The 15,897-nt window shown below is 52.4% G+C and carries 12 protein-coding genes; 7 read left to right on the top strand and 5 right to left on the bottom strand.

What is annotated here, in order from left to right; all coding sequences use genetic code 11:
• Positions 1–301: 301 nt before the first annotated feature.
• The gene (locus tag FUA23_RS10265) at positions 302–1,315 is read left to right on the top strand and encodes a metal ABC transporter solute-binding protein, Zn/Mn family (RefSeq protein ID WP_147930648.1); all 1,014 of its coding nucleotides are present in this window, start codon (positions 302–304) and stop codon (positions 1,313–1,315) included.
• Between the two features lie 56 nt (positions 1,316–1,371).
• The gene (locus FUA23_RS10260; RefSeq protein WP_147930647.1) at positions 1,372–2,115 is read left to right on the top strand and encodes a metal ABC transporter ATP-binding protein; all 744 of its coding nucleotides are present in this window, start codon (positions 1,372–1,374) and stop codon (positions 2,113–2,115) included.
• 51 nt (positions 2,116–2,166) lie between these two features.
• Here FUA23_RS10260 and FUA23_RS10255 read toward each other — a convergent pair whose 3' ends face one another.
• Entirely contained in the window at positions 2,167–2,613 is a 447-nt protein-coding gene (locus tag FUA23_RS10255) for a GatB/YqeY domain-containing protein (RefSeq protein ID WP_147930646.1), read from the bottom strand.
• Positions 2,614–2,780: 167 nt separating this feature from the next.
• Between FUA23_RS10255 and FUA23_RS10250 the strand changes: the two genes are divergently transcribed.
• The gene (locus FUA23_RS10250; RefSeq protein ID WP_147930645.1) at positions 2,781–3,992 is read left to right on the top strand and encodes a hypothetical protein; all 1,212 of its coding nucleotides are present in this window, start codon (positions 2,781–2,783) and stop codon (positions 3,990–3,992) included.
• Between the two features lie 107 nt (positions 3,993–4,099).
• On the opposite strand, the gene zwf is transcribed toward FUA23_RS10250, so the two are convergent.
• Positions 4,100–5,632 (bottom strand): glucose-6-phosphate dehydrogenase, encoded by a 1,533-nt coding sequence (zwf, locus tag FUA23_RS10245; protein ID WP_147930644.1) that lies wholly within the window; start codon positions 5,630–5,632, stop codon positions 4,100–4,102.
• A gap of 117 nt (positions 5,633–5,749) precedes the next feature.
• On the opposite strand from zwf, the gene FUA23_RS10240 reads away from it, so the two are divergent.
• A complete protein-coding gene (locus FUA23_RS10240; protein ID WP_147930643.1) occupies positions 5,750–6,193 on the top strand; it encodes an RpiB/LacA/LacB family sugar-phosphate isomerase in 444 nt (147 codons plus the stop codon).
• Between the two features lie 270 nt (positions 6,194–6,463).
• On the opposite strand, the gene FUA23_RS10235 is transcribed toward FUA23_RS10240, so the two are convergent.
• Positions 6,464–9,091 (bottom strand): TonB-dependent receptor, encoded by a 2,628-nt coding sequence (locus FUA23_RS10235; protein WP_147930642.1) that lies wholly within the window; start codon positions 9,089–9,091, stop codon positions 6,464–6,466.
• Between the two features lie 3 nt (positions 9,092–9,094).
• Positions 9,095–9,949, bottom strand: a complete 855-nt coding sequence (locus tag FUA23_RS10230; RefSeq protein ID WP_147930641.1) for a GLPGLI family protein — start codon at positions 9,947–9,949, stop codon at positions 9,095–9,097.
• Between the two features lie 1,220 nt (positions 9,950–11,169).
• Here FUA23_RS10230 and gndA point away from each other — a divergent pair.
• On the top strand, positions 11,170–12,585 hold the full coding sequence (gene gndA, locus FUA23_RS10225; RefSeq protein WP_147930640.1) for an NADP-dependent phosphogluconate dehydrogenase: 1,416 nt from the start codon (positions 11,170–11,172) through the stop codon (positions 12,583–12,585).
• A 27-nt stretch (positions 12,586–12,612) separates the two neighbouring features.
• Here gndA and FUA23_RS22570 read toward each other — a convergent pair whose 3' ends face one another.
• Complete coding sequence (locus FUA23_RS22570; protein WP_147930639.1) at positions 12,613–12,792, bottom strand: hypothetical protein; 180 nt, start codon at positions 12,790–12,792, stop codon at positions 12,613–12,615.
• 119 nt (positions 12,793–12,911) lie between these two features.
• Here FUA23_RS22570 and FUA23_RS10215 point away from each other — a divergent pair, with 119 nt between their 5' ends.
• Both FUA23_RS10215 and thrS read left to right on the top strand, forming a co-directional pair.
• Positions 12,912–13,565 carry a YceI family protein gene (locus FUA23_RS10215; protein ID WP_187270958.1) on the top strand — a complete coding sequence of 218 codons (654 nt, stop codon included), beginning with the start codon at positions 12,912–12,914 and terminating at the stop codon, positions 13,563–13,565.
• 342 nt (positions 13,566–13,907) lie between these two features.
• Positions 13,908–15,836, top strand: coding sequence for a threonine--tRNA ligase (gene thrS, locus FUA23_RS10210; protein WP_147930637.1), 1,929 nt, complete (start codon positions 13,908–13,910; stop codon positions 15,834–15,836).
• Positions 15,837–15,897: the final 61 nt, after the last annotated feature.

The raw sequence follows: 15,897 nt of genomic DNA, 5'->3' as shown, positions 1-15,897 counted from the left end.
GTAGCAGCGATCTTTTTTGTCTCGGCCCACACTAATGGACATTTTTAATTTCCAACCTCACCCTCTGCACTCTCCGGCAAGCTTCGCCTAAGGCTCAGCGGAGAGGGCACCTGAAAATGTCCAGTAGTGTGGTCTCGGCCATTACATCAGTTCTCTTGAGTGTCTGCAACAGATCAGTATGGTCGGCAGATCGCCGGGAGACTCAGCATCAGAAGGAGGGCAGGAACTCTAATTGCTGTCGGATTAGCCAATTTCACGAAAGTTAGATAAACCTAACAATAAAAAAAGTGTATTCTTAAGCATGCGCTTACTACTTACTTTGCTTCTCATAACTTCCCTGTGCACCTGCGGCCGCGCCCAGGACACGGAAAGGAGGTTTCTTGTCGTTACGTCCGCTTCTATTTTTGCCGATATGACGCGGGTTATTTCAGGAGATCTGGTGGACGTTGAGTCAATCGTTCCCATCGGAGGTGATCCGCATATTTACGAACCGACACCGAGCAACGTTCAGCTGGTGTCCCGCGCTGACCTTGTACTCGTCAACGGCCTTACGTTTGAAGGTTGGGTGAACGAACTTATCGAGAACAGTGGGACTGTCGCCGAAACGGTAACCATAACCGCCGGTATCGGGGCCATCTCAAGCGATCAATACGCCAACTCGAGTGACCCTCACGCCTGGATGACCGCCCGCAACGGAATGATTTATGTTCGTAATATCCGGGACGCACTCAGTAGGCTCGACCCCGCCAATAAGGAGGTTTATGAATTTAACGCCGGTATTTACCTGCAACAGCTCGAAGATTTGGACAAAGCGATTTTTGAACAGATCGAATCGATCCCGGAACAGCGCAGGGTGCTTATCACCAGCCACGACGCATTCCGGTACTACGGTCGTCACTACGGCATCCGGGTAGAAGCGGCCCTGGGGACCAGCACCGACGCCCAGGTACAGACCGACGATGTGAACCGACTAACTAAAATAATCCGGGAATCCGGCGTTCCGGCCATCTTTGTAGAAAGTACGATCAACCCCAAACTCATCCGCCAGCTTGCTACTGACAATAAGGTAATCATCGGAGGAGAACTGCTTGCCGACTCGCTCGACGAGCCGGGCAAAGAAGGTGGCACCTACCTGGGTATGCTTACCTTCAACACCTCCACCATTGTTGCTGCTCTGAAGGGCCAGGCCGAAGACGCCGGCATCGGGATGGGGCCCAGCGGAAACCAACAGGCGATCCTGTTGGTGATTATTCTGTCCGTCATGGCCGGCGCCTTTTTCTTCATGGTCAACCGGATCAACAGAGGAGTTGCCTGAACAACGGAGAGGCAATACCTCCTCATCAATTCATTCATCTTAAAACACCAGCCACCATGTCTGCCATTTCAGTGAAAGACCTGTCCGTAGCCTACGACCGGAAGCGCGTATTGTCCAACATTTTCCTGGAGATCGAAGAAGGCCACCGGTACGGTATTCTCGGCCCTAACGGTTCGGGGAAATCGACATTGCTGAAAGCAATGCTTGGCCTGATCGAGGACTATACCGGAACGGTGAAAGTGCTGGGGCAGGAAGTGAAAGATGTACGCAAACAAGTCGTTTATGTGCCGCAGCGCAGCGAAATAGACTTTACTTTTCCGGCTACCGTCCGGGATGTGGTACTGATGGGAAGGTACCCGCACAAACGGGTTTTTCAACGGCTGAACAAAGACGACCACCGGATTGCCGACGAAGCCCTGAACGAGTTGGGCATTGCGGACCTTCAGACCCGGCAGATCGGGGAGCTCTCCGGCGGGCAGCAACAACGGACATTCCTGGCCCGCGCCCTGGCCCAGCAGGCCGATATTTTGTTGTTGGATGAGCCTTTCGTCGGGGTCGACATCCCGACCGAAGAGAAAATAATTGCGGTTTTGCGTAAGCTCTCGTCCGAAGGAAAAACGCTGATGGTGGTCCACCACGACCTCCAGGCTGTACCCGAATATTTCGACCACGTTATTCTGCTCAATCAGCGCCTCATTTCGTACGGTACGACGGAAGAAGTATTTACCCCCGAAGAGCTTAAAAAAGCCTTTGGTGGCCAACTGGCACTGTTGCATCAGGCAGGGTCGCTGGTAAAATAGCAGTGGGCAGTGCCCGTCAGACATATGACACGGCACTACCCATTGCAAATGTTAACCGAGTTTGGCCTTTACAAGCGAGGCGATGGTTTTACCATCGGCCCGGCCGGCGGCTTCTTTATTGGCCATACCCATCACTTTGCCCATATCGCGCATAGAGGTAGCGCCCGTTTTGGCGATGATTCCATCGATGAGCGCGCCCAGCTCGTCTTCAGAGAGTTGCTCGGGGAGGTATTTGCTGATCACTTCGATTTCTTCGCGTTCGGTAACGGCGAGGTCTTCGCGGTCCTGCTTCATGTAGATATCGAGGCTGTCCTGGCGGCTCTTTACCAGTTTCTGCAGCAGAGCAATCTCTCCTTCAGCATCCAGTTCTTTTCCGGAACCATCAGTTTTCTGGAGCATGATGGCACTTTTTACGGCCCTGATGCCCCGCAGGGTGACTTTATCTTTGGCCTTCATGGCCGTCTTCATGTCGGTGGTGATGCGCTCTTCTAGCGTCATGTGATTGGTGGTTTTTGTACGAGTAGTTAACGCTTCGAGGGGGGAGTAAGGTTGCGCTCCTTCGGAGCCGGAACAACCGAGCCTGATTTACCCTTCCTCCTGTCACGGGCCGGTTAAAAGCACCTTGGGAGAGAGCATCAATAAAGCACATCGTTATCTTTGCCCCAATGAGTAAGAGCTACCAACTAAAAGAGACATCGGATTTCGGCCAATTCCACGCCGTCCTCAAAGAAGTTTACCGCGGTAACAAGCAGTATGTTTTTCCGCTGCAGGGAGATATCGAGAGCATCCTTTCAGACAAAAACAAAGCTTACGATGGCACCAACCTCAAACTGTGGGTAGTGCTGGAAGAAGGCAAACGCCCCGTTGGCCGGGTAGCCGCATTTATTGATCGGCAGCGAAACGAGGAACTCGATTTGCCCGTAGGTGGGCTCGGCTTCTTCGAAAGCATAGAAAACGATACCGTTGCCGAACTCCTTTTCGATGCTGCAGAAAAATGGCTCAGAGAAGAAGGTATGCAAGCCGTAGACGGACCGATCAATTTCGGTGAACGCGACAAATTCTGGGGTCTGCTCACCAAAGGCTGGTACCGCCCGTTGTACCAGGAAACCTATAATCCGCCTTATTACCAGCGGATGTTTGAGGACCGCAATTACGTCCCCCACGAACAATGCCTTACGATGCGCGGCATCGTTTCCGAATTTCCGGGAGACAGACTGGCCGGCCTCGCCGGCCGGGTACGTGAGAAGTACGGGCTATACACCAAGCAAATCGATAAGAACGACCTGCCAACAGCCGCCAACGATTTCGCCGAAGCCTACAACGCTGCCTTCAATCACTGGCCTTACTTCAAGCCGATGTCTGGCGAAGATGTGCTTCCTACGTTCAAGGAGATGAAGCCCATCATGGACCCCCACCTCACCTGCCTGGCTTACAATAAAGACGACCGGCCAATTGGTCTGGCCGGACTGATACCAGACATCAACTGCTTCATGAAAGACGTAAACGGCAAGCTGGACTGGAAAGGCCTGCCGCGCTTCCTTTACCGCCTGAAGTTCCAGAAGAAACCACGCAATTGCAAAGGCATCGCCTTTGGCATCGTTAGCGAATACCAGCGCATGGGCGTATACCCCCTGATGGTAGACGCGATGTTCCAAAGCGGCAACCGACACACCTCGAGAACCTACAAATACGTAGACATGGCGACCATCCGTGGCCACAACGAGGTGATGATCAAGACCTGCCAGAAGATGAACACCGACATCCACCGTGAGCACATTGCCTACAGGAAAGCACTCACCAAAACAGCCAGTTGGGAGCCCTTCGCCATGGTAGACCTGAGCGAAATGGAAACCGGAGTCTACGGAAAGAAAGAATAGTCTCACCTTAACTGAAGCCAATTCCTCAGGAAATCCGCTCCTCTAAACAGACCAGCCCGTCAATCGCATGATTGACGGGCTGATTTGCTTTTATCCGGGACGGCGAATTACAACTTAGTGTAGTGCTTCTTTTCGGTAAGGGAATCGGAAGGGTTCCGCCAGCCGGAGCCTTCTCCTTTCCAGAGGGCATCGGCCTGGAGCGGCCCCCAGGAACCGGCAGTGTAACTGTAGAGCGGTACCTCGTCCGCTTCCCATGCTTTCAGGATAGGATCGATGAAAGCCCATGCGGCCTCGACACTGTCTCCGCGGGCGTAGAGCGTAGGCTCTCCTTTCATACAATCAAGCAACAGGCGCGTGTAGGCAGCAGGCACGTCGTTTTTGGTCAGGTCGCGGTAGAAGAAATCCATGTCTACATTCTTGACGCGGAAGCCTTCGCCGGGAACTTTCATCCCGAATTCGAGGGCCATTCCTTCGTCTGGCTGGATACGGATGATCAGCTGATTGTCGCAGCTCATGGCGTAATCGTCGTACTCAGAGAACAACGCCTGGGGCGGGTTCTTGAAGGTAATCACGACCTCGGTGAGCTTGAGAGGAAGGCACTTTCCGGTCCGGACAAAGAAGGGGACGCCAGCCCAGCGCCAGTTGTCGATGAAGAACTTCATCCCAACGTAAGTCTCCGTCTTACTTTCGCTCGGCACGCCTTCGGCGTCGCGGTAAGAAACAACGTCGCCGCTCTTGGTGCGGCCCTCGGTGTACTGCGCGCGGACGACCTGGTTTTTGACGTCCTTCTTGGTGATTGGCCGGAGCGATTTGAACAGCTTCAGTTTTTCGTCCCGGATGCTGGGTGCATCGGCACGAATGGGTGGCTCCATCGCTACGTGCGCCAGTACCTGTAACAGGTGATTCTGCACCATGTCGCGCATAGCGCCGCTCTCGTCGTAGTAGCCGCCACGGCTACCCACCCCAACGGTTTCTGCCGCTGTGATTTGTACGGATTGTACATAGTTTCGGTTCCAGAGCGGCTCAAAGAAGCCGTTGGCAAACCGGGTTACCAGCAGGTTTTGTACCGTCTCTTTACCCAGGTAATGGTCGATCCGGTAGATCGTATTCTCCCGGAAGTAAGACTGAATGTCTTTGTTCAATTTTACTGCCGACTCTTCGTCGTAGCCGAAAGGTTTTTCCACAATCAGACGCGACCAGCCTTCCTCACTCTCGTTCAGGCCAGCTTTAGCCAGTGCTCCGGGTATGGTGCTGTACAGTTTAGGTGGCGTCGAGAGGTAAAAAATATAGTTCTTTCCAACACCGTATTCTTCGTCCAGCTTGATCAGTCGGGCAGCGAGCGCTTCGATGTCCTTTTCTCCGTCGTAAGAAGCAAGGTCCTGGTAGAAAAGTTTTTCGGAGAAGGTCTTCACATCATCGTCGGAAGCATCCTTCTGTTCGAAATGCTCATTATCAAAAACGACTTTTTTACGAAAATCCTCATCCGTGAAATCCGTGCGGGAGGCACCGAGAAGGGCGAATTTTTCGGGCAAATAGCCGCCACGAAAGAGGTCAAAGACTGCCGGGATCAGCTTTCGCTGGGCCAAATCTCCGGAGGCACCGAAGATGACGAGGACGTGGGAATCTACACTGCTGGGCATAGTAAAGAAGTTATTCGGAGAAGTTCCGGTTAATTATTATCTATCAAAGGTGCTCATCTTTCGTAAGGTTTACGGCTCTTGTGAAGTAATTTTAGCCCAAACCATAAATAATTTACAATGACTATTGGAATTGCAACAGATCACGGCGGCATTGAACTCAAGCGTCAATTGCAGGAATACCTTGAAAAAGAGGGCTTTTCGGTAAAGGACTTTGGTGCATTTGAGTACGACGCCAAAGACGATTTTCCCGACTTCGTAATCCCCCTGGCGCGCGCCGTTGGCGCGGGTGAAGTGGACCGTGGTATCGCTTGTTGTGGCTCCGGAGTGGGAGCGAGCATTGCGGCGAACAAGATCAAAAACGTCCGCGCCTGCCTGATCAACGAAGCCTATTCTGCCGCTCAGGGCGTGGAACACGACGATATGAACATGATTTGCCTCGGTGGCCGCGTCATCGGCATCGCCCTGGCGCAAACGCTCGTCGACGCATTTCTGGGTGCGAAGTACGCCGCACTCCCACGCCAGCTCCGGCGGATGGGCAAGGTAGCGGAACTGGAGAAGTAACATCTTTCTTCTGGTAAGCAGTTTCCGGGCGGGGCCGCAGGTGCAAGGTGGGGTTTGCTCAAAATAACCGACGTGGCATTGAGCGGACCTCAAAAGCGAACCCTGCATCCTGCGGCCGCGCAGAAACAACATTACAAAAACGGACAACGAATACTCACCAAGCGCCATGTTCTATTACCAATAGATAGAACTTCTTTAGAAAACTGTTTTTTGCTTAATTATATAACCATCATCGTCGAAACCGGGCGTTCCAGCAAACCTTCCTGTTGCTTAAATCGAGCGCTTAAGACTCACAAACAACTGTCGGGGGCGGAGCAAAAATGAGGAACTTGAAACGGTATATACATCAATACCTGACCACTGGTATGTTTCTGTTCCGAGCAGGTTACGCCCCATGAGGCGCAATTCCCAATTGTCATTAAACACCTTGCGCTCGTAACTCAGGCCAAGCAGGTTTGTAGTTGTCACCCGAGCATCGTTGCGAAAACCCTGGTAAGTGTACTGTAGCCGGGCAGCGCCCCAATCACGGGGTAATTCCTGATAGTAGCTGACCTCCAGTTTTTCCTGCCACTGCACCAGATTAACCAAATCGTTGAAAGTACGAATCACCCCGGGGGATGCTCTGAAAACCGCGTTGGAGAAGACCTGTTCTACTTCCACTTTCAGGCTGCCCTGATCGTAAAACTGACGGCTTACCCGGTCGTTGAGTAAAACGGGGTAGTTCGCCCTGGTGTAATCCGTAGTCAACCGTAATTCGGTATCAGAACCAGCGATCCATATCAGCTTACCATCCCAGGTGTAGCGCCTTCTGGTGTTCCGTTTTTGCACGAGGGTTTGGCTTTCGCCAGCAGCATCGAAGCTCGTTTCTGCAAGTAGGTCAATGGTTGCAAGGTTGGCGCTCAAAGAGGTTTGGTAGCGAAAAGTCAGGGTCGGGTTGTTTCCCCTCAGGCTGGCGCTGAAATTGTGCTCCCGGGAACGATTGACATCAGTTGACGTACGGTCGAAGAAACGGTTACGGCGCAGGATGTAACCCTGAAACAGTTGTTTCTCGCGGGCGTAGTCCAGCGCAAAGCCGTACCCGAACGACAAAAACTGCCCCTTCGGAAAACGGTAACTGTAGCCCAGATCGGGTTTTGCTATAAATATGTTTTGCCGCAGGGTTCCGGTCGTTGGCCGAAGTTGATCTTCGTAAGTGAACAGGTCGAAAGAAAGCGGTAATTTGATTACCCAGTAATGCCGGTCGGTTTCCCGCTTTAGTTCCTGGAAAAGATAGGGCCGGACAATGCTTTGGCGGGTAGCGTTCTGAAAGAGGTCGGCGGGCAGTAGTTCCGTTCCGCCTTGTCTTTCCTGCAGGGTAGAACTCATGGTCTCGCGTTCAAACCCCAGACCAATGCGCCTGCTAATTCGCCAGTACCCCTTTTTGCTTGCCATACTGGTGTACACATCTCCGTTCAGAGAAGAGAGCCGTGCTGATTGCGCGACGGAATCCAGCAAGAGCAGCGGGAAATCCGGAACCGAAACTTGTAAGGGGGTAACGGACAGCACCACGTCCCGCTCCCGGTAGTCGAGTGTTCCTGAGAGTTGGAATGCTTTTTGTTTGTGGCGTACGATTGCCTGAAAATCTCCGTCTACGGACAGCACTTCCCGCCCGAACCGCTCTGGTACAGGGGCTTCGTTTACAACGTTGTCTGCGTGCGTCTCGTCTTTGTCGACATCTACCTCTATTGTACTGTTGAGGTAAAAACGTTTCCGGTTGATTTCGTAGAGCAGGCGAGTATTGAAACGGTTAATCCGCTGCTCGGCTGACAGGCGCTCGTTGAACGTCACTGCGTTGTTACCGTCACGAAAGATGGAGTTGTTTCGCCCCTGGTAGTGTACTGCGTCAGCAACGACGAGGCTGCTTAATTTGAGTTGTTGCCGTTTACTGATCTTCCGTAGAAAGCTGAGGCTGCCGGTGTATTCTTGGTTGTCGAGGTAAGCTTCGGTCGGCAGGCCGAAAGGAGCGGTGGCGAGCGTGGGGGAAAGTAACGGGCGAGTGAAGTCCGTACCTTGGTAAAAATCTTGATAATCACTGGCCCGCTGCTTTCCGACATTGTTGACCGAACCGAGCGCGTTGAATTGCTGCTTGCGGGTGAAGCCGAAGCCTGTGCCTTGAACATCGTAGAGGGCGGGAGAAAGCCCGAGACCACCCTCCACCGTTCCCGCAAAAGAGATGCCGGATTTCAGGCGGAGATTGATCGCTGCGTTCGGCGGTACGATGATGGAGTCTAGCGCGCGAATGGGCTGGTGCCGTTCCAGGATTTCGACATCGCGAATTGCATCTACATTCAGGTTGCGGGTGGCGATGGCGTAGCGTCCTTCAAGGAGGTCCAGTCCTTCGATATAGAACTTGGAAATCGGCAGGTCCTGATAGCTGATTTGCCCGTCGGGGCTAACGGTGATGCCGGGAATGCGCCTTAGCAACTGCTCGATGTTCTGGTCACTCTTTTCCCGCAGCTGTGCTACGTCAAAGATTAGCGTATCACCACGCCGGGTCACTGCTTCCTGAGTGACTTCCATGACGGGGAGTTCGTAGGTGCGGGGCTGAAGTTGCCAGTCGAGTTCCCGCGTTTCGTTGGCGAGCCAGCGCCCCTGGGGGTTTTGGGTGAGGTGGGTTACTTCGATCCATAGCGAATCCTTACCGGGTGGAAGGCTCAATTGGTAGTGGCCTTTTCCGTCGGTGATGGCGAATTTCAGGATGTTGCCTTCCGGTGCGTCTTTAGCCAGGAAATTTGCCCCGGGAAGCGGTTGGCTGTTTTCGTCGGTTACCGTGCCCGACAGTTGTTTTTCTTGCGCCTGAAGATTACTCATGAAGCAGGGCAAAAGGCAAATCAGTAAAAGAACGAGGTGGTTTAGCAATTACTAATGATTTTGTTCCAGCAGCAGATCGAAGCGTTTATTAAATCCTTTTTTCCTTTGGAGACGAACTTCTTCCGGCTCCTTTCCAATCAGGCCCATCATTTTAGGATTCTCTTTTCGTTCTTTCATGGTTCGAACAAATATTTCCCGACTGACGGGCGTACTGGCGGGAAGTATAAGGTATTCATTCCAAAATCGCTCATGCGGCTTCAAATTCAATCGCTTTAGCGTGAAGCTGTACCAATTTTTATCGTCGCTTATTTTTACGATTAAACCGGGCAAGCCCGCGAAAACGTAAGGCCCATCGGAAATCGGAATATCAGGATTGTACCAAGCCACGTAATTCCGGCCACCGTAGCATGTTGTTGCTTGATAACAACGCATTCCAGCAATGGTATCTTGAATAGTGGTGAGCTGCCAGTCTTGAGCTAATGGTTGCTCAAGGTGCTGAGGAGTCATGCTGTAGATTGATACCAATTTAGAACGATTACTGCTGAAATCTTTTACTATTCTATATTTATCAGTGCTTGGTTTTTGCCATTTTGCCATCGTCGCATCGATTTCTTCCAGTACTGCGTCAAGTTGTTCCTTTGGAAGCGATGCGGTATTTAAACCCGGGTATCGCTCTCCAAATGAAATTAATATAGAATCGTTGAAGTATTCATTGAAATCCTGAAAGCGCCCTTCGTCACCTACCCGCATGGCAATGCACTCGTAACCACTGTGGTACTCATTTGCAGAGGTATCCCTTATATATGAAAGGTCATAAATTAGAGCATAGTCCACTGTTTTAGTCAACTGCGCGTAGCAAACGTTTCCGAATACACAGGTGATAGCTAAGGAAATCCATCTAGTCATAATAGTTGAAATAAAATAGCGTGGGGAAGTAGCGAAAGCGCTACTTCCCCACGTAAACAAAATTATCAGGTCATTTATTTGCTTAAACTAATTTCTTACGGATCTACACCACCGACGCCACATGCTTGCCTAATAAGCCTGGCCCGTTGGATTTGAAAAGGAGGGAACCATGGACACGGACACGCCTGAAACTTTATAATTATTCCACAGTAGGTTCTTACGGTTGTTTCAATACAACCGGACAAGCAAGGGTCTGTCTCTTCCATGGAAACAGCTGAAGTAGTTGAGTTATACCCATCCAGATATAAATTCTCATCGCTGCTATCTGTGGCTATCGAATTGGTATTTGTTGTTGATAGCCCAAGAGATATCAACATACTCAATAGAATTAATTTCATAAAAAAGGTTTATGAGAGTATATAAGATTAAAATCCCCGCCTCCTTCAAAACAGAAAGTAAAAGGAAATGACTAACTTTTCACTCGCGGTTATCAATAATACAATATTAACAACAACAACAATCAAAAAAAAACGAATATTAACACATGGTGCAAGCTATACATGTGTCGTCATTTCTAATAAAAGAGAAGTGTTGTTGAGTATAGACCAGATTGTTTTTTGGGGACGATGATTATGTCAGGTGTGTTTGCGCGCAAACCCGATTGTCCCGGTTGCTCCTCCCCAGCGTTGCGAAGTGGGGAGGCAGGGGGGGGGAGCAACAATCTGGTTTGCGCCCGGTGTGCTTCACCCAGTTCTTTACCATTCAGCGGCCTAAAGCAAGCCTATCTCAAACGTTTGACTACTGGCTGAGTTTATGATTACCTGGCCGTTATTCCTTGTCTTTTCGCACCGTGACTTCGTTGCCGAAATCCTCATTTAGCGATGGCTAAACTCCGGATTCAGCGCTTTGTTGTGGCACAAAAATCCGGCGGATGGCAAGGTAGCAGCGCTGGAAGAGTAACATCTTTCTTCTGCCAGGCAGCTCTGGGCGGGGCCGCAGGTGCAAGGTAAGGTTTAACGACAAAGAGATTACCCTCCAATAAACCGTGCCTGCACCTGCATCAGCGCCGCTTCAAACCGGCAGCATACCGAACGTTTATCGTGGCGTAAGCCCCTGAAACGTCGGAAAACAACACAATAATTGCCGCAAGTGAACCTCCGCCAAATACATACCTTTACAGATAAGGGAAGTAAACTCCCGAACCAAAATATATCCAGCAAATGACACACCAACTTTACGACTTCGGCATGATCGGCCTCGGCGTCATGGGACGCAACTTCCTTCTCAACGTAGCCGACGATGGCTTCGCCGCACTCGGTACAGACATTAACGAAGACTCCGTTAAGGCCCTGAACGAAGAAGGCGACGGTATGAACGTCAGGGGTGTCAATACCCAAAAAGAATTCGTGAGCCTGCTCAGCAAGCCGCGCAAAATCATGCTTCTGGTCCCCGCCGGAAAAATCGTAGACAAAGTCATTGAAGGTCTCCTTCCCCTCCTGGACGAAAACGACATCATCATTGATGGCGGTAACAGCCACTACGACGACACCAATCGCCGCTACGAATTCCTGAAAACGAAAAACATTCGTTTCCTCGGCACCGGAGTATCCGGTGGCGCCGAAGGCGCCCGCCGCGGCCCCTCCATCATGCCCGGCGGCGACAAATCTGCCTGGGACGATGTTCGTCCGATCCTCGAAACCGTAGCCGCCAAAGTGGACGGTGATCCGTGTGTGACCTACATCGGCGAATCAAGCTCAGGCCACTACGTGAAAATGGTGCACAACGGCATCGAGTACGGTCTGATGCAACTCATCGCAGAAGCATACGATATCCTGAAACGCGTTGGCGGCATGGGCAACGACGAAATGAGCGACTTGTTCAGTAAGTGGAACGAAGGCCGACTCAACAGCTTCCTCGTCGAAATCAGCGCTGCCATCCTGAAGCAGCGCGACGATAAACTCGACGGTCACCTGCTCGACGTAATCCTCGACAAAGCCAAGCAAAAAGGAACCGGAAAGTGGACCAGCCAAACGGCAATGGACCTCGGCGTACCCACCCCAACCATCGACTCTGCCGTAACGATGCGGGGCATCTCTGCCTTCAAGGAATTCCGCCAGGATATGTCCAAGATTCAATCTGAGGTACACTCTGACGAAGTTCCGCTGAAGGGAGAAGGTCTCGCCAGCGCGGTGGAAGAAGCCCTCTACTTCGGCTTCATCATTTGCTACGCCCAGGGCATGCACCTGCTCGCCGAAGCCAGCGAAGAACTCAACTACGACCTAGACATGGAAGGCATCGCCCGCATCTGGCGGGGCGGCTGCATCATCCGCGCAACGCTGCTTGAGCAGATTCGTGGTGCGTTCAGCAATCACCCGAAACTGAAAAACATGATCTCTACCCGTCAGTTCCGGGACGAGCTGCACGCCTGCCGCGATTCGGTCGTGGAAATCATGCACCTCACCAACGAACGGGGCATCTCTACGATGTGTATGTCTTCAGCCCTCCAGTACTTCGAAGCCTTCCGCTCCGAGCGTCTGCCGCTGAACATGGTACAGGCACAACGCGACTACTTCGGCTCTCACACCTACGAGCGCATCGACCAGAAAGGAACCTTCCATACCGAGTGGGAGAAATAATTACAACGGTATAAGTGCGGAGCATCCTCAATCCGCAAAGGCAAGGAGATCAGTTTTGAACATATCAGGATTCGATCTTCGCTCCAACACACAGCATTCAACTTGCAGGTTACCACGCACGGTAGCCTGCAGGCTGAATGCTTTTTTGTTGGAAGAGCCAACGAAAATACCGGACATCCTGCTTACGGACACCTCTCTGGTGTACATACACTAATTTCCATGAGCAACTAACATATCCGTTAGTTGGCTGTTATAAGCGTCGTAACCAACCATTGTAAATGGCCTCAAACCTATTTGCCTCTACTAGAATCAACAACAACTTAGCAATGAAAAATTTCTTTTTCTTACTTACCCTCGCTGCTTTCTTCACCGCATGCGGTGGCCCCGAAGGCCAGGCTGTGGAATCCTCCGAAGCCGAAGACGAAACAACCAAGACCGAAATGGTTTCTTCGACACAGTACAACGTTGACCCTGCGGCCAGCGTCATTAACTGGGAAGGATCAAAGATCGCTTACGGACACACCGGCACGGTTCGCGTTACCGACGGTCAGCTGATCGTTGCCAACGATGCAATCGTTGGAGGGAAGTTTGCGATCGACCTGCGTGAGATGGAAAGCACCGACCTGGAAGGCGAAAAAGCAACCAAGCTGATCTCTCACCTCCAGAGCGCAGACTTCTTCGACGTAGAGACTTACCCGATGGCCAACTTCGTCATCACTCAGGTACAGGAAGCTTCTAACGAAGACGGCCGCACACACGACATCACCGGTAACCTTACCCTGCACGGCGAAAGCCGCAGCATCACCATTCCTGCCACCGTTTCTATGGAGGGAGGAATGCTGAAAGCAAGTACTCCTAAGTTCACCATCGATCGTACCCAGTGGGGTATGGAGTACGGCAGCGGAGCAATTGGTACCGTACAGGACAAGATGATCAACGACAACATCGGTCTCGAGATCATGTTGGTTGCCAACAAATAGCCTGTCGCCCGATTTGTTTCGAGCCTGTAGTCGGCCTGGTTCCTTATCAGCTAAACGCAAGGACTTACCGACTACCCAGCACTCAGTGTTCAGTTTCCCGGCAATGCCCGGGGCTGAGTGCTGAGTGCTTTTTTTTGCCCCCACGAAATAAAGAAAATAGTCTCCCGGAGTAACTCAGCACAGGAAACTCCGCTTTGCACCTGCGACCCCGCCAGAAAATTACAGCCGCTACCTGCCAGACCATTTCACTTAAGAAGCGTTGAACTAACAGGCTAACGGACTAAGAATTAACTTTGCGCCCTGAACCCGCCTTCGTTTGTAGGAAGGCACTAAATGACCCTGATGATCAACATCACTTTTCCGGACGGCAACGTCCGTCAGTACGAGTCCGGCACCTCTGCTTTTCAGATTGCCGAAAGTATTTCCAGCGGCCTTGCCCGCAACGTCGTATCAGCTACCGTAAACGGCCAACTGACCGACCGCGACCTCCCACTCACAAAAGACGCCACCCTCGCCCTTCATACCTGGAACGACCAGCAGGGCAAGGAAACCTTCTGGCACTCTACGGCCCACCTGATGGCCGAAGCGTTGGAAGCCCTCTACCCCGGCATCAAGTTCGGCTACGGCCCCGCCAGTGAAAAGGGGTTCTTCTACGACGTAGAGCCCCCCGAAGGAACCGTGATCAGTACCGACGACTTCCCGAAGATCGAAGCTAAGATGCTGGAACTGGCCCGCCAGAAAAACAAATTCACCCGTAAGGAAGTAAGCAAGGCCGATGCTATCGCTTATTTCACCGAAAAAGGCGACGAGTACAAACTGGAACTGCTGGACGCCCTCGAAGACGGCACCATCACCTTCTACACCCAGGGTGAGTTCACCGATCTCTGCCGTGGCCCACACATCCCCAACACGGGTGCCATCAAGGCGATCAAGCTGATGAAAGTCGGCGGTGCCTTCTGGCGCGGCGACGAAAACAACAAACAGCTCACCCGCATCTCCGGCATCTCCTTCCCCAAGGCCAAAGAGCTGAAGGAATACCTCGAAATGCTGGAAGAAGCCAAGAAGCGCGACCACCGCAAACTAGGTAAGGAACTCGAACTTTTCATGTTCTCCGACAAAGTTGGCGCCGGCCTCCCGATGTGGCTGCCAAAAGGCACCCAGCTCCGCGAACGCCTCGTGAATTTCCTGAAAGTAAAGCAGGAAAACGCCGGCTACCAGCAGGTAACCACGCCGCACATCGGCAAGAAAGACCTGTACGTGACCTCCGGTCACTGGGACAAATACGGAGAAGACAGCTTCCAGCCCATAAAGACCCCACGGGTAGACGAGGAGTTCATGCTTAAGCCCATGAACTGCCCGCACCACTGCGAGATGTACAAATTCCGCCCGCGCTCTTACAAAGAGCTCCCGCTGCGCCTCGCCGAGTTCGGCACCGTTTACCGTTACGAGCAAACCGGTGAGCTGCACGGCCTGAGCCGCGTACGCGGCTTCACGCAGGACGATGCTCACATCTTCTGTATGCCCAACCAGGTGAAGGACGAATTCATCGCCGTGGTAGACATCGTGAAGGACGTCCTTAACCTCATCGGCTTCGACGACGTGACCGCCCAGATCTCGCTACGCGACCCGGACAAGCCCGAAAAGTACATCGGCTCCGAAGAAAACTGGGAGACCGCCGAGCAGGCCATCATCGATGCCTGTAAGGAGATCGATATTAAGACCGTAACCGAGTACGGCGAAGCCGCTTTCTACGGTCCCAAGCTCGACTTCATGGTTCGCGACGCTATTGGCCGCAGCTGGCAGCTCGGCACCGTACAGGTAGACTACAACCTGCCCGAACGTTTCGAGCTGGAGTACATTGGCTCCGACAACCAGCCCCACCGCCCGGTGATGATCCACCGCGCACCCTTCGGATCGCTGGAGCGCTTCACCTCCATCCTCATCGAGCACACCGGCGGCAAGTTCCCGCTCTGGCTAACGCCCGATCAGTTTGCCATCCTCCCCATCAGCGAAAAGTACAACGACTACTGCCACGAGGTCTCCCAGCAGCTCGCCGCCCACGATATCCGTGGCTTGGTGGACGACCGCAACGAGACCATCGGCCGCAAGATTCGCGACAACGAAACCAACCGCATCCCCTTCATGCTCATCGTAGGCGAGAAGGAAGTCGAGGCCGGCGGCGTTGCCGTGCGCGTGCAGGGCGAAGGCGATAAGGGCACGATGTCCGTCGAAGAATTTATCGCTTTCTTTAAGGAGCAGTTGACGTACTAGGCCCCACAGGGGAAACTTCAGGTCGTCGGCCGAGGCGAGCGTTAGCTCTGACTCGTCCGCC

This window comes from Neolewinella aurantiaca, from assembly GCF_008014675.1.
Lineage (GTDB): Bacteria > Bacteroidota > Bacteroidia > Chitinophagales > Saprospiraceae > Neolewinella > Neolewinella aurantiaca.
This window is presented reverse-complemented; position numbering and strand designations above follow the sequence as displayed.

Excerpts from the sequence above, each read along its gene's own strand:
- FUA23_RS10265 (WP_147930648.1), top strand. The coding sequence starts at position 302 with ATGCGCTTACTACTTACTTTGCTTCTCATAACTTCCCTGTGCACCTGC.
- FUA23_RS10260 (WP_147930647.1), top strand. The coding sequence starts at position 1,372 with ATGTCTGCCATTTCAGTGAAAGACCTGTCCGTAGCCTACGACCGGAAG.
- FUA23_RS10255 (WP_147930646.1), bottom strand. The coding sequence starts at position 2,613 with ATGACGCTAGAAGAGCGCATCACCACCGACATGAAGACGGCCATGAAG.
- FUA23_RS10250 (WP_147930645.1), top strand. The coding sequence starts at position 2,781 with ATGAGTAAGAGCTACCAACTAAAAGAGACATCGGATTTCGGCCAATTC.
- zwf (WP_147930644.1), bottom strand. The coding sequence starts at position 5,632 with ATGCCCAGCAGTGTAGATTCCCACGTCCTCGTCATCTTCGGTGCCTCC.
- FUA23_RS10240 (WP_147930643.1), top strand. The coding sequence starts at position 5,750 with ATGACTATTGGAATTGCAACAGATCACGGCGGCATTGAACTCAAGCGT.
- FUA23_RS10230 (WP_147930641.1), bottom strand. The coding sequence starts at position 9,949 with ATGACTAGATGGATTTCCTTAGCTATCACCTGTGTATTCGGAAACGTT.
- gndA (WP_147930640.1), top strand. The coding sequence starts at position 11,170 with ATGACACACCAACTTTACGACTTCGGCATGATCGGCCTCGGCGTCATG.
- FUA23_RS22570 (WP_147930639.1), bottom strand. The coding sequence starts at position 12,792 with ATGTACACCAGAGAGGTGTCCGTAAGCAGGATGTCCGGTATTTTCGTT.
- FUA23_RS10215 (WP_187270958.1), top strand. The coding sequence starts at position 12,912 with ATGAAAAATTTCTTTTTCTTACTTACCCTCGCTGCTTTCTTCACCGCA.
- thrS (WP_147930637.1), top strand. The coding sequence starts at position 13,908 with ATGATCAACATCACTTTTCCGGACGGCAACGTCCGTCAGTACGAGTCC.